Annotated in this window: 16 protein-coding genes; 11 read left to right on the top strand and 5 right to left on the bottom strand. The window is 61.7% G+C overall.

Annotation, left to right across the window (positions count from 1 at the left end; all coding sequences use genetic code 11):
- Nucleotides 1-24: 24 nt before the first annotated feature.
- Complete coding sequence (gene torA / locus ACTG2J_RS04250) at nucleotides 25-2,517, bottom strand: trimethylamine-N-oxide reductase TorA (protein ID WP_113739062.1); 2,493 nt, start codon at nucleotides 2,515-2,517, stop codon at nucleotides 25-27.
- 27 nt (nucleotides 2,518-2,544) lie between these two features.
- Nucleotides 2,545-3,711 (bottom strand): pentaheme c-type cytochrome TorC, encoded by a 1,167-nt coding sequence (torC, locus tag ACTG2J_RS04255; protein WP_113739061.1) that lies wholly within the window; start codon nucleotides 3,709-3,711, stop codon nucleotides 2,545-2,547.
- 145 nt (nucleotides 3,712-3,856) lie between these two features.
- Here torC and torR point away from each other — a divergent pair, with 145 nt between their 5' ends.
- A complete protein-coding gene (gene torR, locus ACTG2J_RS04260; protein ID WP_042080622.1) occupies nucleotides 3,857-4,570 on the top strand; it encodes a two-component system response regulator TorR in 714 nt (237 codons plus the stop codon).
- Nucleotides 4,571-4,606: 36 nt separating this feature from the next.
- Here torR and ACTG2J_RS04265 read toward each other — a convergent pair whose 3' ends face one another.
- Nucleotides 4,607-5,011: a GFA family protein gene (locus ACTG2J_RS04265; RefSeq protein ID WP_113739060.1), complete on the bottom strand. Its 405-nt coding sequence runs from the start codon at nucleotides 5,009-5,011 to the stop codon at nucleotides 4,607-4,609.
- A 37-nt stretch (nucleotides 5,012-5,048) separates the two neighbouring features.
- Entirely contained in the window at nucleotides 5,049-6,095 is a 1,047-nt protein-coding gene (gene torT, locus ACTG2J_RS04270; RefSeq protein WP_439997228.1) for a TMAO reductase system periplasmic protein TorT, read from the bottom strand.
- A 70-nt stretch (nucleotides 6,096-6,165) separates the two neighbouring features.
- Here torT and torS point away from each other — a divergent pair, with 70 nt between their 5' ends.
- Nucleotides 6,166-8,988 carry a TMAO reductase system sensor histidine kinase/response regulator TorS gene (gene torS, locus ACTG2J_RS04275; RefSeq protein WP_236315822.1) on the top strand — a complete coding sequence of 941 codons (2,823 nt, stop codon included), beginning with the start codon at nucleotides 6,166-6,168 and terminating at the stop codon, nucleotides 8,986-8,988.
- A 51-nt stretch (nucleotides 8,989-9,039) separates the two neighbouring features.
- Here the strand turns inward: torS and ACTG2J_RS04280 are convergent, their stop codons facing one another.
- Nucleotides 9,040-9,324 (bottom strand): hypothetical protein, encoded by a 285-nt coding sequence (locus tag ACTG2J_RS04280; protein WP_042060069.1) that lies wholly within the window; start codon nucleotides 9,322-9,324, stop codon nucleotides 9,040-9,042.
- A 324-nt stretch (nucleotides 9,325-9,648) separates the two neighbouring features.
- Between ACTG2J_RS04280 and glyA the strand changes: the two genes are divergently transcribed.
- From glyA to ACTG2J_RS04325, 9 genes are all read left to right on the top strand, one after another.
- Nucleotides 9,649-10,902 carry a serine hydroxymethyltransferase gene (gene glyA, locus ACTG2J_RS04285; protein ID WP_005338884.1) on the top strand — a complete coding sequence of 418 codons (1,254 nt, stop codon included), beginning with the start codon at nucleotides 9,649-9,651 and terminating at the stop codon, nucleotides 10,900-10,902.
- Between the two features lie 150 nt (nucleotides 10,903-11,052).
- Nucleotides 11,053-11,502 carry a transcriptional regulator NrdR gene (gene nrdR, locus ACTG2J_RS04290; RefSeq protein WP_005338880.1) on the top strand — a complete coding sequence of 150 codons (450 nt, stop codon included), beginning with the start codon at nucleotides 11,053-11,055 and terminating at the stop codon, nucleotides 11,500-11,502.
- Between the two features lie 301 nt (nucleotides 11,503-11,803).
- Nucleotides 11,804-12,913, top strand: a complete 1,110-nt coding sequence (gene ribD, locus ACTG2J_RS04295; protein WP_439997229.1) for a bifunctional diaminohydroxyphosphoribosylaminopyrimidine deaminase/5-amino-6-(5-phosphoribosylamino)uracil reductase RibD — start codon at nucleotides 11,804-11,806, stop codon at nucleotides 12,911-12,913.
- A 56-nt stretch (nucleotides 12,914-12,969) separates the two neighbouring features.
- A complete protein-coding gene (locus ACTG2J_RS04300) occupies nucleotides 12,970-13,623 on the top strand; it encodes a riboflavin synthase (protein ID WP_005349507.1) in 654 nt (217 codons plus the stop codon).
- 149 nt (nucleotides 13,624-13,772) lie between these two features.
- Nucleotides 13,773-14,882 carry a bifunctional 3,4-dihydroxy-2-butanone-4-phosphate synthase/GTP cyclohydrolase II gene (gene ribBA / locus ACTG2J_RS04305; protein WP_058059436.1) on the top strand — a complete coding sequence of 370 codons (1,110 nt, stop codon included), beginning with the start codon at nucleotides 13,773-13,775 and terminating at the stop codon, nucleotides 14,880-14,882.
- Between the two features lie 203 nt (nucleotides 14,883-15,085).
- Nucleotides 15,086-15,556, top strand: a complete 471-nt coding sequence (ribH, locus tag ACTG2J_RS04310) for a 6,7-dimethyl-8-ribityllumazine synthase (RefSeq protein ID WP_005338866.1) — start codon at nucleotides 15,086-15,088, stop codon at nucleotides 15,554-15,556.
- A gap of 14 nt (nucleotides 15,557-15,570) precedes the next feature.
- Nucleotides 15,571-15,984 carry a transcription antitermination factor NusB gene (gene nusB / locus ACTG2J_RS04315; protein WP_439997230.1) on the top strand — a complete coding sequence of 138 codons (414 nt, stop codon included), beginning with the start codon at nucleotides 15,571-15,573 and terminating at the stop codon, nucleotides 15,982-15,984.
- Nucleotides 15,985-16,041: 57 nt separating this feature from the next.
- A complete protein-coding gene (gene thiL / locus ACTG2J_RS04320; protein WP_439997231.1) occupies nucleotides 16,042-17,001 on the top strand; it encodes a thiamine-phosphate kinase in 960 nt (319 codons plus the stop codon).
- Nucleotides 16,998-17,492 (top strand): phosphatidylglycerophosphatase A family protein, encoded by a 495-nt coding sequence (locus ACTG2J_RS04325; RefSeq protein WP_005349509.1) that lies wholly within the window; start codon nucleotides 16,998-17,000, stop codon nucleotides 17,490-17,492. Before thiL ends, ACTG2J_RS04325 begins: the two co-directional genes overlap by 4 nt.
- The last annotated feature ends 279 nt before the right edge of the window (nucleotides 17,493-17,771 follow it).

Below are 17,771 nucleotides of genomic sequence, written 5' to 3' on the forward strand. Positions count from 1 at the left end.
GGGGGCGCTTTCGTCCCCCCGGGGTCAGAGTGCCGGGAACATGGGGTCGATGCCCTTTGCCGATTCCGGCGCGCCGAAGGCAGTGACGGCAGGTGCCTGTCCGTGGAACTTCTCGATCTCCACCAGCGCGGTATGGGCCGTGGTGGCCTGCGCCAGGCTGGAGGAGCCGATGTCGGCGGTCAGCACGTTGGGATCGCCGTAGGTACAGAGCGTCCCCACCTTGCCGCCCTCTTGCGGGCCATACCAGGCACCTTCCTGTATCCGGACTACGCCGGGGGCGTAGTCATCGCTTACCACCAGCCCGGCCAACACCTGACCGCGTCCGTTGAACACCCGCACCAGATCGCCGTCCTTGAGGCCGCGGGATTTGGCATCCTGCGGATTCATATAGACAGGTTCGCGACCCTGTACCGTGTAGGTGGCGCGGTAGTTGTCGGAGGAGCAGAGTTGGCTGTGCAGCCGCTTGTCCGGGTGGCAGGATTGCAGGTGCAGCGGGTACTGTTTGCTGCCCGGCCCGCCGTGGGAGCGCTCGTAGGGTTCAATCCAGACCGGGTGGCCCGGGCAATCCCCATAGCCGTAGTCGGCGATGGTCTTGGAGTAGATCTCGATAAGGCCAGATGGGGTACCGAGGGGTTCCAGATCCGGCTCCTGACGGAACGACTCGTGGCGCACCCAGGGTTGGCCCGCCGGGAAGGTGACGAAGCCCTCGCCGTGCCAGAACTGGCTGAAACGGGGCAGACGAATGCCGATGCCGCGGCCCTGCAGGCGGGCGTCGTCATAGATGCTCTGGATCCACTCCAGCTTGCTCTTGCCGCCGGTGAACTCGGCCTCGCGACCGAAGCGACGGCAAAGATCGGCGAAGATGTCATAGTCATCCCGCGCCTCGAACAGCGGCTCCACCACCTTGTACATGGCCAGAATGCCCGCGTTGGAATGAGAACCCCACTGCTCGATGTCATCCCGCTCATAAGTGGTGGTGGCGGGCAGCACGATATCGGCGAAGCGGCAGCTGGCGGTCCACTGGTGATCGATGCTGACCACGGTTTCCAGCTTGCGCCAGGCCGCAACCATCTTGTTGCGATCCTGCTGGTGGTGGAACGGGTTGTTGCCGCAGAACACTGCCATCTTCATGTGGGGGTAGGTGATGGTCTGGCCGTTGAAGGCGATCTGCTTGCCCGGATTGAGAATGCAGTCGACGAAACGGGCCACCGGAATGAATTTGGAGTAGCCCTTCCAGTCGCCATCATGGATCGGCTTGACCCCGGGAATGACTGAGCTGAAACCGGACATGATGGGGCCGCTGGAGGTGATGGTGCCCGCTCCGTTGTAGTGCCAGCCAAAGCCGTAACCACCCCCCGGCAGGCCGATCTGGCCAATCATCGAAGCCAGTACCACCAGCATCCAGGCGTACTGCTCGCCGTGGTGCATACGCTGCACGCACCAGCCGCCGATAAGCTGGGTACGGCCGCTGCTCATGGTGCGGGCCAGCTCGCGGATGGTCTCGGCTGGTACGCCACAGATGGTGGCGGCCCACTCGGCGTCCTTCACCTGACCATCGCTGGTGCCCAGCAGGTAGGGCAGGAACTTGTCAAAGCCGGTGGTGTAGTTCTTCAGGAACGCCTCGTCGTGGCGCTTCTCGCTGTAGAGGGTGTGTGCGATGCCCAGCATCAGCGGTACGTCGGTCTGCGGATTCAGGGTCACCTGATCGCAATTGAGGTACTTCTGGGTCTTGGATTTGACCGGATCGACACTGATCACCCGGATCTCGCCTTTGGCCACCTTCTCTTTCAACTGCGCCCAGTAGTCGTAGACGCTGTGATCCGGCACCAGCCAGCCCACCTGCAGGTTCTTGATGGGATCGGAGCCCCAGATAACGATGGTCTTGCTGTGTTCCAGCACCAGCGGCCAGGAGGTCTGCTGCTCGTATACCTCCATGGCGCCCGCCACGTGGGGCAGGATCACCTGGGCGGCACCGGTGGAGTAGTCACCAGCCTTGGCCAGATAGGTGCCGTGCAGGTTCATGGCACGCCCCAACATGGCACCAGCGGAGTGCAACTTGCCCACCGACTGCCAGCCGGAGTGACCGGCATAGAGGGCGCTCGGGCCATAGGTCTTCTGCACCCGCTCCAGCTCGTGATAGAAAAAATCGAGCGCCTGAGACCAGGTGACCCGCACGAAGCGGTTCTGGCCGCGTTCGCTGGTGTCGGACTGGTGGCCCTTGCGCAGCCAGTCCAGCCGCACCATGGGATAGCGGATGCGGGAGGGGTTGTAGACCACCTCACTCAAGGCCTTGAGCATGTCGGTGGGGTGCTTGTCATGCTCGAACGGCAGGGTCCCGACCCAGCGGCCATCGACCACCCGGGCACGGAAGGCGCCCCAGTGGGAGCCGGACTGCACCAGTTTTTCGCCGGACTCGGCGGCCATCACGGCGCGACCGAGCAGGGAGGGGCCGATCAGGGCAGAGGCACCGCTGGCCAGCAAGCCACCCAGAAAACCACGACGGGAAATATTGATCATCTTGTTATTCCTCTTTCGAATCCGGACTTAGTGGCTGCCCTGACCACCGGTATCGGCGGCATGGTTTTGCAGGTATTTGAGCAGGGTGCGCTCCTCTTCCTTGCTCAGGCGATAGTAGGCAGACATCGCCTTGAGCCCCGAGATCCAGCCGTTGGCAGTGAAGTGAGCGGGAGCCGGCGCGCCGTGGCAGGAGTTGCAGGTGGATTTGTACATCTCGCCAGCGTAATCCCAGATCGGTTTGAGCGAGGACTCAAAGCCCTTTCCATCGACCCAGGCCTGCACCTGAACCTGCTCCCACTTGATATGGGTGGCGCTGTCGGTCTCCTGCTTGAGCACTTTCTCGCTCGCTTTCAGTTCGTCACGGATGGTGGCGACGAAGACCCGCTTGCCCATGTATTCGCTCAGCACCCGGCCCTTGCCGTCGCTCTCGCGCCACCCTTCGATGGTCACCTTGAGGCGATCGCCGCTGCGGTCTACGACGTCGATGCGGGAGGCTGGCAGCAGTTTGCCGACCGGGTCGCTGCTCTGTTCGCTGGCATAGAGATCTTTTTCACCCAGGTTGTAGAGGGTCTCGGCGGCTGGCGCCTCTTGCGCGTCGTTGACCAGGGTGGCGTAAGTGGCCCGGAAGCCGCCCGCCATGTTGGGCAGTTCGTGGGCGATGCCTTTGTGGCACTCGATGCAGTTCATGTTCTTCGCCGCCGCATCTTTCATCGCCAGCGCAGCCGCCGGGGACTGCTTGGCGTGATCCATGTTGTCGTAGTTGTGGCAGGACTTGCAGGTCTTGGAGTTCTGGCTGCTCATCCGCGCCCACACCTTCTCGGCCAGATGCAGGCGCCGGTCCTCGAACTTCTCCTGGGTGTCGATGCTGTGGCCTATGTACTCCTGATAGAGGTCGTTGGCCGCCTCCATCTTGCGGGCCACCTTGCCGACGAAATCCTTCGGCTGATGACAGTCGGTACAGACCGCCTGTACCCCGGAGGCATTCTTGAAGTGGATGGACTCCTTGTACTCCGGATAGACGGTGTCTTTCATGGAGTGGCAGGAGATACAGAATTCGAGGCTGCTGGTTTTCTCAAAGCCATAGTGCAGACCGACGGTGCCCGCGAGGGTGACGCCGACGCCCACCAGAAGCAGCGCCAGTACCGACCAGCGACGGCTGGGGGTGCGCAGGAAGTGCCACAGTTTTTTCATCATGCTCTCTCACATCACTTTTTTGATGGGAGCCATGATAGGGAGGCGTTGTGAACAGGGCTGCCGCCACAAATTAATGAAATAGGGGTATTTATGACAAAATGTGAATAGAATAATCCTCCCTTGTCGACCATCGTGAATCCTGCCCATGAGCTACCACATTCTGGTTGTTGAAGATGATGCGGTTACCCGCGAGAAGCTGACCGGCTATTTCGAGCGGGAGGGCTATCGGGTGACGGCGGTCGAAAACGGCCAGGAGATGCGCGCCGTGCTGGCGGAACAAACGGTCGATCTGGTGATGCTGGATATCAACCTGCCGGGGGAAGATGGTCTGCTGCTGACCCGTGAACTGCGGGCGCGCAGCACGGTGGGGATCATTCTGGTCACCGGCCGCAGCGATGCGGTGGACCGGATTGTCGGCCTCGAGATGGGGGCCGACGACTATGTCACCAAGCCGTTCGAGCTGCGGGAGTTGCTGGTGCGGGTAAAAAATCTGCTGTGGCGGATCTCGCTGGCGGCCGCCGCGCCGAGCGAGCCTGCGGTGGCTGACGATGCGGTGCGCTTTGGCCCCTGGCGTTTTGACATTCCCCGCCGCCAGCTCAGCAAGGACGGGGTGCCGGTGCGTCTGACCAAGGCCGAATATGAAGTGCTGGTGGCCTTTGTCGCCCATGCCGGGCGGGTGCTCAGCCGGGAGCGGATCCTGACCCTCATCAGCCATCGCGGCGATGGCCCGAGCGATCGCACCATAGACGTGTTGATCCGACGGCTGCGCGGCAAGATGGAAGCGGATCCGCGGGATCCCCAGCTGTTTGTCACCGTCCATGGTGAAGGCTATCTGTTTGCCGGCGAGATAGCCTCCTGACCCCGTTGCAATGGACTTGACCTGTTTGACCGGGTATCAGACCGGCGGGCGGGTATCAAATTGCGGGCAGTCGTCGCCAATCTGGTGCCAGGGCGCCTTGGAGCCAACGAAGATGTGAAACGCGGGCCGCTGGCTCGGCACGTCGTCCAGTACCCCGAGGCGCAGGTTGATCTTGCCGCTACTGCTCTTCTGGCTGAACAGGCTGGAGCCGCAGTGACGACAGAAGGCCAGGGTAGTCTCTGCCGATTTCTGGTAGCGGCTGATGGCATCAATGCCCTTCACTATGGTGACCTTGCTGCCATCCAGTCCGCCGACCGAGGCGTAATCTCCCCCCGAAAACTTGCGGCATTCGCTGCAGTGGCAGTTCCCCATATAGTCGAACTGATCCGGCAGGGTCAGGGCGATGGCGCCGCACAGGCAGCTGGCATGTAACTCTTTCATCTCTTCTCCTTGAGTGGGCTGATCGGATTTGGAACGGCTATTCGACCCGATAGACGGGACGAAAAGCGCCATCCGAGAGGGAATCGGCGGGGTCGGCCAGCGGTGCAGATAGCGTCAGAATGGGGGGGCCCATCACCCGCGGGCACTGCTCGGCACTGGCATCAGGGTGTTGCAGCAGGCAGACCGCCTGAGCGACCGCAAGGCGCCCCTGCAGCCGCATCTGATCGCTGTTGGCGGCCAGGACCTTGCCTCGGCGCAGGCCACGCTGTACCCCGTGGCTGAAGTAGGTGCTCAGCACCTGGGGCCGGTCGAGATGGCGCTGCGCCAGCTCGTTGACCGCCACTTCGGCGGCGATGGCACCGCCCACCAGATAGTCGAGGTCGGGATAGCGGGCCAGCGTCTGCTGCACCAGCGTGCGCTGGATTTCCCGGCTGTTGTCGCCGCGCTCGGTGGTGACTAGCTTGATGGCGCTCCCCTTGATGGCGTCGGCAAAGCCCGGCTCGACGAAGTTGTTGCCGCCGCTTGCCTGCGGGCCGGGGAAGAGGGCGACCGAGACCGGCTTGCTGCCGGCGGGGTGGCGCTGCGCCAGCCAGTGGCCAATCTGCCAGCCCATCTGGTACCAGGAGACCCCCACCTTCGCCTGCACCAGACCGCTGGGCAGATCGTTGACCAGCCCAAAGACCGGCAGCGGCGTGACCTTGATGGCCTCGCGCAAGCCCTGATAGCTCACCGCGCCGAGCAAGATGGCGTCGCTCCCTTCCTGCACGCAGCGCTGCAACTGCTGGCGCTGCTCGACGAGGGCGCCATAGCCCCCCGCTTCGTGGATCTGCAACTTGACTCCCAGCCGCTTCGCTTCGTCCACCATGCCCTGATTGACCGAAAGCCAGTAGGCGTCGCGCAGATGGGGGTAGAGGGCACAGAGGGTCAGCGGTTTGGTTGCGGCAGCGGGTTCCGGCCACTGCTGGCGCACCGGCTGGCCGCTGAATTCGCCGCTGGGCCAGATATCGACCGCAAAGGCGAGGGCGGCGCTGGGAAGCATTAGCAACCAGATCAGCAACAACGGGGAGAGATAGACGCTTCGCATGGCCAGGGGTTTTGTTAAAGTGTTGGGCCATATTATCCGGTCAAAGCCGACCACAACCAAGGGACTTCCCGTGAGAATCTTTTCCGGCCTGGGTGGCAAGTTGCTGCTGGCCTTCTCCTTGATGGCGTTGCTGACCCTGAGTGCCTCCCTGCTGGGCTGGGTGGGGCTTAGCCATCTGCGCCAGCTGGAGCAAGGGGTGCAGCAGACTCTGGCCGATCAGGAGCTGGCCCGCACGCTCTCTCGCCTCAGCGGCGAGATCCAGAGCGCGTCACGGCTGTTGGCCACCGCAACCAGCGAGCAGGAGCGGGAGCATCAGGGGCGCTTGCTCACTCTGCAAGGGCAACAGCTACAACAGGTACTGGCGCAACTTGGCCGTGGGCAGGGTTCAACAAGCCTCGATCAGCTCAGTCAGAGCATCATCGGCAATCTGGGTCAGCAGGGCTGGCTGGTGGGGGAGCGGTTGACCCTGATGGCGCAGGGTGAGGCGCAGCGTGCCCGTCTGGTGGCGGCGGCCGGACAGATCGCCGAGCTGGCGCGCAGCCAGATGGAGAACGCCGAAACCGTGATGGTGGCGGGATTGGGTTCCCTCTACCAACAGCAAGGCGCGCAGGCGGCCCGGACGCTGGATCGCCTGCTGGAGCAGGATCTCGACTGGCTGGAGCAGATGACCGAGCTGCGTCATCGCACCCTGATGCAGCAGCAGCGCATCGAAGAGATGTGGCGCAGCGAACGGCAGGAACAGTTGCAAACGCTATTGCAAGAGGGGCAGCGGGAGCTGGCCATCTTGCAACTGCGAGCCGGGGCGGTGACCGATCCGGCTCGCCGTCAGGCGGTGGAGCAGGCGCTGACCGTGCTGGCGCAAAGCGACAAGCTGGTGCAACTGCGCAGCGACTGGCTCGGCAAGGGGGAGGCACTGCGGGTGCTGGCCAGCGCCAACGACGCCCTGATGAGCAGCCTCAATCAGCAGGTCGGTGAGCTGGTCAGCCGTGCCCGCGATTCGCTGGGGCAGAGCCAGCAGGCGCTAAGTCAGCGCCTCAGGCTGCTGGAGCAGGCGTTGATGGGCATTGGCCTGCTTACGCTGCTACTGCTGATGCTGTTGATGTGGCGCATGGTCTACGGCCGGATCGTCTGGCCGCTGCAACGGGCGGTGGCGGGGATGAGCCGGTTGGCGCGCGGGGATCTGGCCCCTCTTGAGCCGATCGCCAGTACCGGGCGCGATGAGCTGGCGGAGCTGGGCCGGGCCTTGCAGGTGTTTCGTGACAATGCGGTTGAGCTGGGCCGTTATCAGCGCGAGCTGGAGTCGCGGGTCGAGGAGCGCACCGGCCAGCTCAGCCACGCCAACGAGCGGCTCAATGAGGAGGTGGAGAAGCAGCGGCAGGCCCGCGCCGAGGCAGAACAGGCCAACCGCGCCAAGTCGGTGTTTCTCGCCACCATGAGCCACGAGATCCGCACCCCTATGAACGGCATTCTCGGGGGCCTGACACTGCTGGAAGATACCCACCTGAGCGATACCCAGCAGCGCTATCTGGCCGCCATCGAACACAGCGGCGAATCCCTGCTGGAGATCCTCAACGACATTCTCGACTACTCCAAGATCGAGGCGGGCCATGTGGAGGCGCGCCGTGAGCCCTTCCCCCTGTTCCAGCTGGTGGATGAGCTCAGCGCGTTGTTTCGGCCAAAGGCTGCGGCCAAGGGGGTCACTTTGGCGCTGGAATATGCGCCCGAGCTGGCGCCTGTGGTCGAGGGGGATCTGGGCAAGCTGCGCCAGGTGCTCGGCAACTTGCTCGGCAATGCGGTCAAGTTTACCGCCCGTGGCCAGATTACCCTGACGGTGGCGCCTCTTGTCTGCCACGGCCCTTGCGCCGAGCCCTGTATCCGCTTCGTGGTGCGCGATACCGGCCCCGGCATTCCGGTCGATGAGCAGGAGGCGGTGTTTGAGGCGTTTCGCCAGCGTACGCGGGACGTGGGCCATCAGGGCGGCACTGGACTGGGGCTGGCAATCAGCCGCAAGCTGGTGGCCGCCATGGGGGGCGAGCTGCATCTTGCCAGCGAATCGGGCAAGGGGTGTGAATTCAGCTTTAGCTTGCCGTTGCAGCGCTCGAGCGCCCAACTGCCCGCCGAGGCGCAGCCGCTGCACCTTGGTCAGTCCCGCGACATCCTGTTGGTGGAGGATAACGAGATCAACCGGCTGGTGGCGCACGGCATGCTGACTCGCCTCGGCCACCGCATCACCCTGGCGGAAGATGGTCGCAGTGCGCTGGCGCTGGTGACCGAACGCCCCTTCGAGCTGGCGCTGCTCGATATCAATCTGCCCGACATGGACGGGATGACCCTGCGCGAGGATCTGACCGCCATCAGCGAGGAGGTGCATGAGCGGCCGCTACCCGCCATCGCCATCTCGGCACAGATGTATCCGGAGGATATCCGCCACTGTCTCGCCGCCGGGTTTGTCGATTTTGTTGGCAAGCCGGTGCGGCTGGCGGTGCTGGCCAATGCCATCGAACAGCTGTTTCGGCAGGATGCGTCGCCCATAGCGTCGCCAGTGCCATTATCTGTCGCCGTCTCTACTACTAGACCCGAGTTCTCCAATCCGGTGCTGGACGCCGATCTGCCCCTGCTCGGCATGGCGCGGATCCGCCAGCTGGTCGCGCTGTTTGAGTCGCAAGGGCGGGTGTTGGTGGATAAGTTGGCTCAGGGTGAGGGAAGTGAGCAACGTCAGCTGGCGCACAAGCTCAAGGGGAGTGCGCTGGCGCTTGGGTTGACCGAATTTGCCAGCCACTGTGCGGCTCTTGAGGCGGGAGGCGGGGAGCCTGCGACAATCGGGGCGCAATTTGACGCGGCGGTGAGCGGGTTGCAGCAGTGGCTGACGGCCAACAGGGATGCGCCGTTCTGATCCCTGCTGGCTATGTACGGGGTTTAGGGAGGGTGGCCAGCCCCTGCGCCGTTATTCGATCTCGCGAAACAGCACCTGCTTGCACTTGGCACAGACCCATTCCCGGCGAAAATCGGTCAGGTGCACCATGCCCACCTCCAGCAACTCGTGGTGGCCGCAGTGATAACAGAAGATGATGTCGCCATCGACTGATTCAGGGTGGGCCGCCAGATAGTCGGCTTTGGTGGGGAGCTGCTCCCACGAGGTGGTGGGGAGATGTTTGCGTTGGCTGGTGTAGTAGACCCAGTAGAACAGAAAAAAGACAGCCAGGATCACGAATGTCAGCAGATGGTCCATCTTGAACTCCTCCGGTTAGGTGCAGCCCCTCGGATGCATGGCTGCAATCAGCTCCATCATCATTAAATTTGTTTCGAATGAATATGTTACAGGATGGATAAAGAGGGCGTTGTGATCCCCTTCGGGTTTTGCCTGTCCGCAGCGGGATGAAAAATGTGTTGTTTGGCGGAGCGGCCAGGGTATTGAACGGGGAGGGAATCTTGTTTTTTACAACATAAATTCAACATTTTTTTAGGTGGTTGGACTGTCTCTTTGATCCAGCTCACGTTACAATGCCCGCGCCCACTTCACCTAACGCGCAAACGATTTTCAGGAGAGAAACGGATGTTGAAACGTGACATGACCATCGCCAATTATGATCCGCAATTGTGGCAGGCCATCACAGACGAAACCCGTCGTCAGGAAGAGCATATCGAGCTGATTGCGTCTGAGAACTACACCAGCCCCCGTGTCATGGAAGCCCAGGGCTCCCAGCTGACCAACAAGTACGCCGAAGGTTACCCCTCCAAGCGTTACTACGGTGGTTGCGAGTATGTGGATGTGGTCGAAACCCTGGCTATCGAGCGTGCCAAAGAGCTGTTCGGTGCCACTTACGCCAACGTGCAGCCGCACTCCGGCTCTCAGGCCAACAGCGCCGTTTACATGGCTCTGCTGCAGCCGGGCGACACCGTACTGGGCATGAACCTGGCCCACGGCGGTCACCTGACCCACGGCTCTCCGGTCAACTTCTCCGGCAAGCTTTACAACATCGTGCCTTACGGTATCGATGAGTCCGGCAAGATCGACTACGACGACATGGAACGTCAGGCTGTCGAGCACAAGCCGAAGATGATGATCGGTGGCTTCTCTGCCTACTCCGGCATCGTTGACTGGGCCCGCATGCGCGAAATCGCCGACAAGGTCGGTGCCTACCTGTTTGTCGACATGGCTCACGTGGCTGGTCTGATTGCCGCTGGCGTCTACCCGAACCCGGTTCCCCACGCTCACGTGGTCACCTCCACCACTCACAAGACCCTGGCCGGTCCGCGCGGTGGTCTGATCCTCTCCGCCGCTGACGACGAGGAGCTCTACAAGAAGCTCAACTCTGCCGTCTTCCCGGGGGGTCAGGGTGGCCCGCTGATGCACGTCATCGCCGGTAAAGCCGTGGCCTTCAAAGAGGCGCTGGAGCCGGAGTTCAAGACCTATCAGGCTCAGGTCGTGAAAAACGCCAAGGCGATGGCTGCCACCTTTATCGAGCGCGGTTACAAGATCGTCTCCGGCGGTACCGACAACCATCTGATGCTGGTTGACCTGATCGGCCGCGAGCTGACCGGTAAGGATGCTGATGCTGCGTTGGGCAAAGCCAACATCACCGTCAACAAGAACTCCGTGCCCAACGACCCGCGCTCCCCGTTCGTCACCTCCGGTGTGCGGATCGGTACCCCGGCCATTACCCGCCGCGGTTTCAAGGAAGCCGAGTCCATCGAGCTGACCCACTGGATCTGCGACGTACTGGACAACCACGACAACGATGCCGTGCTGGCCACTGTACGCGAGAAGGTGCTGGATATCTGCCGCCGCTTCCCGGTCTATGGCTGATAAGTCAGACCGTTCGGTTTGAGACCAATGCCACCTGCGGGTGGCATTGTTTTTTCTGGCTTTTACCGGTTTTGGATGGCCGTGCTACACTGGCCGACCTAGATCCTGGCCCGCCGGGCCGGTCCCTGTTCCATTAACGCCGGAGGTCCGATGCATTGCCCATTCTGTAGTGCGGTTGATACCAAGGTGATCGATTCCCGTCTGGTGGCAGAAGGCCATCAGGTGCGCCGCCGTCGTGAGTGTCTGCTCTGTCACGAGCGTTTTACCACCTTCGAGATGGCCGAGCTGGTGATGCCCCGCGTCATCAAGTCCAACGGTTCCCGCGAGCCGTTCAACGAAGACAAGCTGCGCGCCGGCATCCTGCGGGCGCTGGAGAAGCGCCCGGTGAGCATGGAGGCCATCGAAAAGGCGGTTAACCATATCAAATCCCGTCTGCGTGCCACCGGCGAGCGTGAAGTCGCCTCCGAGTTGGTGGGCAATCTGGTGATGGATGAGCTCAAGAGTCTGGACAAGGTGGCCTATATCCGCTTTGCCTCCGTCTATCGCAGCTTCGAAGATATTCGCGAGTTCGGCGAAGAGATCGCCAAATTGGAGAAATGATGGTATCGGATTGGCAAGTGGATATCCGCTTCGCCCCTCTCTACCTCAGGACACGAAGATATTCGCGAGTTTGGTGAAGAGATCGCCAAATTGGAGAAATGATGGTATCGGATGGGCAAGTGAATATCCACTTCGCCCCTCTCTACCTCAGGACACGAAGATATTCGCGAGTTCGGCGAAGAGATCGCCAAGCTGGAGAAGTAAACCGCCATTCTTACCCATGTTGCCGCGTCCGATTACGCTGCGCTAATCGAACCTACGATACTGCGTAAAGCCGAGATGTGTTGTCAAAGGAGCCCGAATGTTTAGTCAAGATGATTACCAATGGATGAGTCGGGCCCTCGAACTGGCCCGCCGCGGCCGCTACACCACGGCCCCCAACCCCTGCGTCGGCGCCGTGCTGGTCAAGGATGGCGTGGTAGTTGGCGAAGGGTGGCATCAGAAAGCGGGCGAACCCCATGCTGAGGTCTACGCCCTGCGCGCCGCCGGTGACAACGCCCGCGGCGCCACCGCCTATGTGACCCTCGAACCCTGCTCCCACCACGGTCGTACTCCCCCCTGCGCCGAAGCGCTGATCAACGCCGGTGTGGCCCGGGTGGTGGCGGCTATGGTCGATCCCAATCCCCAGGTGGGCGGGCGCGGCCTGCGGATGCTCTCCGAAGCGGGGATCAAGACCGATTTCGGCCTGCTGGCGAGTGAAGCCGAAGCGCTCAACCCGGGCTTTTTCAAGCGGATGCGTACCGCCTTCCCGCGGGTGACCGTCAAGCTGGGGGCCAGCCTCGATGGCCGCACCGCCATGGCGAGCGGCGAGAGCCAGTGGATCACCTCCCCGGATGCGCGCCGTGACGTGCAACGGCTGCGGGCCCGCCACGATGCGGTGCTCTCCAGCTCCGAAACCGTGCTGGCCGATGGCGCTTCCCTGACCGTGCGCTGGGACGAGCTGCCCCCCTCGGTCAAGGCGAGTTATCCCAAAGAGACCCTGCGCCAGCCGCTGCGGGTTATCGTCGATTCGCAAAACCGCCTCACACCCGACTTGCCTCTGTTCCAGAGCGAGAGCCCGGTGCTGCTGGCCCGTCACAAGGCGTCCGGCGAGTGGCCCGAGCGGGTGCAGCAGCTGGAGCTGCCACTGCTGGATGGCAAGCTGGATCTGGTCAGCCTCTTCATGCTGCTGGCCAAGCAGAACGTCAACTCGGTGCTGGTCGAGGCGGGCCCACGGCTGTGTGGCGCCCTGCTGGAGAAGGGGTTGGTGGATGAGCTGGTGCTCTACCAGGCGCCCAAATTGATGGGGGACGAGGGGCGTGGCCTGTTCCATCTGCCGGGCCTGACTCGGCTGTTCCAGGCACCCAAGCTCGCCATCAAGGATGTGCGCATGGTGGGGCCAGATATTCGCATTACCGCCAAAATAGCCTGATCTTTCAATGTTCAAGGGGGGCAGCAGCTGCCCCCATCATCAGCAAGGTGATCTGCATGTTTACCGGAATTATCGAAGCGGTGGGGACCCTGGCCGAACTGCGTCGTCAGGGCGATGACATGGCCCTCACCGTCCACGCTCCAGGCCTGGATTTTAGCGACGTCAAGCTGGGCGACTCCATCGCTACCAACGGCGTCTGCCTCACCGTCGTGGCGCTGGGCGACAAGAGCTATACCGCCGATGTGTCGCTGGAAACCCTCTCCCGTACCGGTTTTGCCGCCGCCAGAGTGGGCGATCGGGTCAACCTCGAGAAGGCGCTGATGCCCACCTCCCGCCTCGGCGGCCATCTGGTCTCCGGCCATGTGGATGGGGTAGGGGAGGTGAAAAGCGTCTCCAGCAGCGGCCGCGCCATCGAGTACTGGATCAAGGCGCCGGGCGAGCTCTCCCGGTATATCGCCGAGAAGGGCTCCATTGCGGTGGATGGCATCAGCCTCACCGTCAACGCGGTGCAGGGGGACCTTTTCCGCCTGACTATCGTGCCCCACACCGCGCAGGAGACCACCATCGCCAGCTGGAAGCCGGGCCACAAGGTCAACCTCGAGGTCGATCAGATCGCCCGTTATCTGGAGCGGTTGATGATGGGCAAGAGTCAGGAGAGCAGCGCCTCGACCCTGACCATGGAGACACTGGCCAAGGCCGGTTTTCTCTGACGGTGTGCGCTGAATCTGGCCACCAAAACGATTTTCTGTGATCCCGCTCCGATTGAAATGGGGCCATGCGCCCCAATCTAGAGCAACATACACTCGCATTTGCGTTGAGCCTGCGGGCTCAACCCCCAAGCACACTGATGGAGTAGCCCATGGCGCTGAGCACAACCCAGGAAATCATTGCCGATATCAAGGCTGGCAAGATGGTGATCCTGATGGATGACGAAGACAGGGAGAACGAAGGGGACCTCATCATGGCCGCCTCCTGCGTCCGTCCGGAGGATATCAACTTCATGGCCCGCTACGGCCGTGGCCTCATCTGCCTGACCCTGACCCGGGATCGCTGCAAGCAATTGGCGCTGCCGCTGATGGTGGATCGCAACAATGCCCAGTTCTCCACCGCCTTTACCGTCTCCATCGAGGCGGCGGAAGGGGTGACCACAGGTATCTCCGCCGCCGATCGTGCGGTGACCGTGCAGGCCGCTGTGGCGCCCAATGCCAAGGCGGCCGATCTGGTGCAGCCGGGCCACATCTTCCCGCTGATGGCGCAGGATGGCGGCGTGCTGACCCGTGCCGGTCACACCGAAGCGGGCTGCGATCTGGCCCGTCTGGCCGGTTTCGAGCCTGCCGCCGTTATCGTCGAGATCCTCAACGAAGATGGCACCATGGCGCGCCGTCCGGATCTGGAGGTGTTCGCCGAGGAGCACGGCATCAAGCTCGGCACCATCGCCGACCTTATCGAGTACCGCAACCAGCACGAGACCACGGTCGAGAAGGTGGCCGAGTGCAAGTTGCCGACCGAGTTTGGCGAATTCGACCTCATCACCTTCCGCGACACCATCGACAATCAGGTTCACTTCGCCCTGAAAAAGGGTGAGGTGCAGGCCGACCAGCCGACCCTGGTGCGCGTCCATCTGCACGATGTGCTGAGCGATCTGCTGCTGACCGACCGCCACGCCGCCCGCAGCTGGCCGCTGCCCAAATCCATGGCCCGCATCGCTGACGAAGGCGGGGTGCTGGTGATTTTGGGGGCGGAAGCCCACGGCGCCGAGCTGTTGGCCCGGGTCAAGGGTTTTGAAGCCGCCGACAAGGGGCTAGCACCGGAAGGAGCCAAGTGGCAGGGCACCTCGCGCCGTGTTGGCGTGGGTTCCCAGATCCTCAAGGCGCTCGGCGTGAGCAAGATGCGTCTGCTGAGCTCGCCGAAGAAGTACCATGCCCTCGGTGGTTTCGGTCTGGAAGTGGTTGAGTACATCGGCGAGTAACGTACTACCAGAGAAGTACCATCCCCTTCCGGGCGGTTTCGGTCTGGAAGTCGTGGAATTTACCGGCGAGTAAGCGCGCCGGACTGGTTACATCGCGATCATGGCCGTCTATTGCGGCCATGGTTTTTGTCGTGGGTCTGTTGTGCTAGAATGTGCGCACTTTTGACTCCGGCCCTTTTGATTGCACAGATACAGGATTTCCAATGAAGGTTATCGAAGGAAATATCGCCGCTCCTGAGGCGCGCGTTGCTATTGTTGTTGCCCGTTTCAACAGCTTCATCAACGACAGTCTGGTGAACGGCGCGGTGGACGTACTGAAGCGTCAAGGTCAAGTGCAGGACAGCAACCTGACACTGGTAAAAGTGCCGGGCGCGGTTGAAATGCCATTGGTCATCAAGAAGCTGGCCAAGAGTGGTCAATACGACGCCATCGTGGCGGTCGGTACTGTCATCCGTGGCGGCACCTACCACTTCGACCTGGTGGCAAACGAGAACAGCAAGGGCATGGCCCAGGTAATGATGGAATATGAAATTCCCGTTGCCTTCGGTGTGCTGACCACTGAAAACATTGAACAAGCCATCGAGCGTGCAGGTACCAAGGCGGGTAACAAGGGTGCAGAGGCTGCACTGGCAGCGCTCGAAATGATCAACGTCCTGAAAGAACTGGACGTGTAACGAGGAGAAGTACATTGAAACCGTCTGAGCGCCGTAAAGCCCGCCATTGCGCCACCCAGGCCATCTACCAGTGGCAGATGACCAAGGCTAACGTGAGTGACATCGAAGAGCAGTTCAAGATCGATCAGGACACCAAGGGTGTAGACCTGAACTATTTCCGCGATCTGCTGTTCGGGGTAGCCCTCCACTGCAGCGAGCTGGACAAGGTGTTTGCACCTTTCCTCTCCCGTCCGCTGGAAGAAGTGGACATGGTGGACAAGGCGATCCTGCGTCTGGCGACCTACGAGCTGACCCGTCGTGATGATGTACCGCCGCGCGTGGTCATCAACGAAGCGATCGAGCTGGCCAAAGCTTTTGCTGCCGATGACAGCCACAAGTTTGTCAACGGTGTACTGGACAAGGTGATCAAGTCGCTGAACAAGCGTTGATCCTGCTGTCCGTCAGCATCTAAGAGAGGAGCCAGCTTATTGCTGGCTTTTTACTGTATGGGTGAATTTGAGCTGATTGATAAGTACTTCAAGGTCCCCCACGCCCGCAAGGACGTGGTGATGGGCCCTGGAGATGACTGTGCCCTGCTGACCCTGCCCCCCGATACCCAGCTGGCGGTGAGCACCGACACTCTGGTGAGCGGCGTACACTTCTTTCCCGACATGGATCCGGTGGATCTCGGCTACAAGGCGCTGGCGGTCAATCTCTCCGATCTCGCCGCCATGGGGGCCGAGCCGCGCTGGGTGTCGCTGGCGCTGACCCTGCCTGCCATTAACGAAGGTTGGGTCGCCGGTTTTGCCGAAGGGTTTCTGGAGCTGGCCGAGTACTACAATGTGGCGCTGGTGGGCGGAGACATGACCCGCGGGCCGCTCTCCATCACCATCTCGGTGAAGGGAGCGGTGCCTGCCGGTCGCGCCCTGATGCGCAGCGGCGCCAAAGCCGGTGACGGCATCTATGTCACCGGCACCCTGGGGGATGCCGCGCTGGCGCTTTCCCACCTGCTGGGCAAACGCACCCTCAACGAGAACCAGCTGGCCGCGGTGCTGCCACGGCTCGACCACCCCCATCCCCGCATTCTGGCCGGTCAGGCGCTGCGCGGGCTGGCGGGCAGTGCGCTGGATCTCTCCGACGGGCTGGCATCGGATCTCGGCCATATCCTCAAGGCCTCCGGCGTGCGGGCCCATATCGATCTCGATCTGCTGCCACTCTCGCCAGTGTTGCAGGATGCGGTGAGCGAGCAGGAGGCGTGGCAACTGGCGCTGGCCGGTGGCGATGACTACGAGCTCTGTTTTACCGTACCGGAGGAGCACCGCGGCGCGCTCGATACGGCGCTGGCCCACAGCGGGGTCAAGTTCAGCCGCATTGGCCGCATTGTGGCGGGCGAGCCGGGCATCGACTACCTGCGTGGCGACCAGGCGGTCGAGTTGCAACTGAAAGGGTGGGATCACTTCGCATGAGTTTGTTCAGGATAAAGCCCGAGCTGACACGACTGGATCTGAAAAATCCGCTTCACTTTTTGGCGGTGGGGTTTGGTTCCGGTCTCAGCCCCAAAGCGCCGGGCACCATGGGCACCCTGGCGGCCATTCCGCTCTACCTGCTGGTGAGCGGGCTGCCGACCCACTGGTTTATCGCCTTGCTGGCGGTGGGGTTTGTGGTCGGTATTCGTATCTGTCAGAGCGCCACCGATGCCATCGGTATGCCGGATCACGGCGCCATCGTCTGGGACGAGGTGATCGGCTTTGGCGTCACCATGATCGCAGCGCCAGCCGGCTGGGAGTGGGTGGTGGCGGGCTTCGCGCTGTTCCGGTTGTTTGATGTGCTCAAGCCCTGGCCCATCTCCTGGTTTGATCGCCGGATCCACGGTGGTCTGGGCATCATGCTGGACGATCTGATCGCCGGCCTGTTCGCCCTGTTTTGTATGCAATTACTGGCATTCTGGCTCGGTTGATAGTCATCTTCCGGGGGATGACCGTTCTGGCATCCCCCGATTTATATCTGCTTAATTTTCATTCATCGGCATATGCTGCCGTTTATCATCCATTTCACATAAATATTCACTACTCATTCGGGGCTGGTGATCGTTTTGGAAATAGTGATAAATGCTGCTTGTTGCGTTGTTGTTGAAATTAAAGTAATGATACCAATAGATGTACGGACGCACCGGCCATTTGTGTGATGAAAATCATCATTTATCTCTGCTGGATTGGTGGTTATCTGCACAAAACAT

Source organism: Aeromonas sp. 6P, from assembly GCF_051919525.1.
Classification (GTDB): domain Bacteria; phylum Pseudomonadota; class Gammaproteobacteria; order Enterobacterales; family Aeromonadaceae; genus Aeromonas; species Aeromonas veronii.

Coding starts and splice junctions, on each gene's coding strand:
- ribH (WP_005338866.1), top strand. CDS start 15,086: ATGAAGGTTATCGAAGGAAATATCGCCGCTCCTGAGGCGCGCGTTGCT.
- thiL (WP_439997231.1), top strand. CDS start 16,042: ATGGGTGAATTTGAGCTGATTGATAAGTACTTCAAGGTCCCCCACGCC.
- ACTG2J_RS04265 (WP_113739060.1), bottom strand. CDS start 5,011: ATGAAAGAGTTACATGCCAGCTGCCTGTGCGGCGCCATCGCCCTGACC.
- ACTG2J_RS04325 (WP_005349509.1), top strand. CDS start 16,998: ATGAGTTTGTTCAGGATAAAGCCCGAGCTGACACGACTGGATCTGAAA.
- ACTG2J_RS04280 (WP_042060069.1), bottom strand. CDS start 9,324: ATGGACCATCTGCTGACATTCGTGATCCTGGCTGTCTTTTTTCTGTTC.
- glyA (WP_005338884.1), top strand. CDS start 9,649: ATGTTGAAACGTGACATGACCATCGCCAATTATGATCCGCAATTGTGG.
- torC (WP_113739061.1), bottom strand. CDS start 3,711: ATGATGAAAAAACTGTGGCACTTCCTGCGCACCCCCAGCCGTCGCTGG.
- torA (WP_113739062.1), bottom strand. CDS start 2,517: ATGATCAATATTTCCCGTCGTGGTTTTCTGGGTGGCTTGCTGGCCAGC.
- ACTG2J_RS04300 (WP_005349507.1), top strand. CDS start 12,970: ATGTTTACCGGAATTATCGAAGCGGTGGGGACCCTGGCCGAACTGCGT.
- ribD (WP_439997229.1), top strand. CDS start 11,804: ATGTTTAGTCAAGATGATTACCAATGGATGAGTCGGGCCCTCGAACTG.
- torT (WP_439997228.1), bottom strand. CDS start 6,095: ATGCGAAGCGTCTATCTCTCCCCGTTGTTGCTGATCTGGTTGCTAATG.
- nrdR (WP_005338880.1), top strand. CDS start 11,053: ATGCATTGCCCATTCTGTAGTGCGGTTGATACCAAGGTGATCGATTCC.
- ribBA (WP_058059436.1), top strand. CDS start 13,773: ATGGCGCTGAGCACAACCCAGGAAATCATTGCCGATATCAAGGCTGGC.
- torR (WP_042080622.1), top strand. CDS start 3,857: ATGAGCTACCACATTCTGGTTGTTGAAGATGATGCGGTTACCCGCGAG.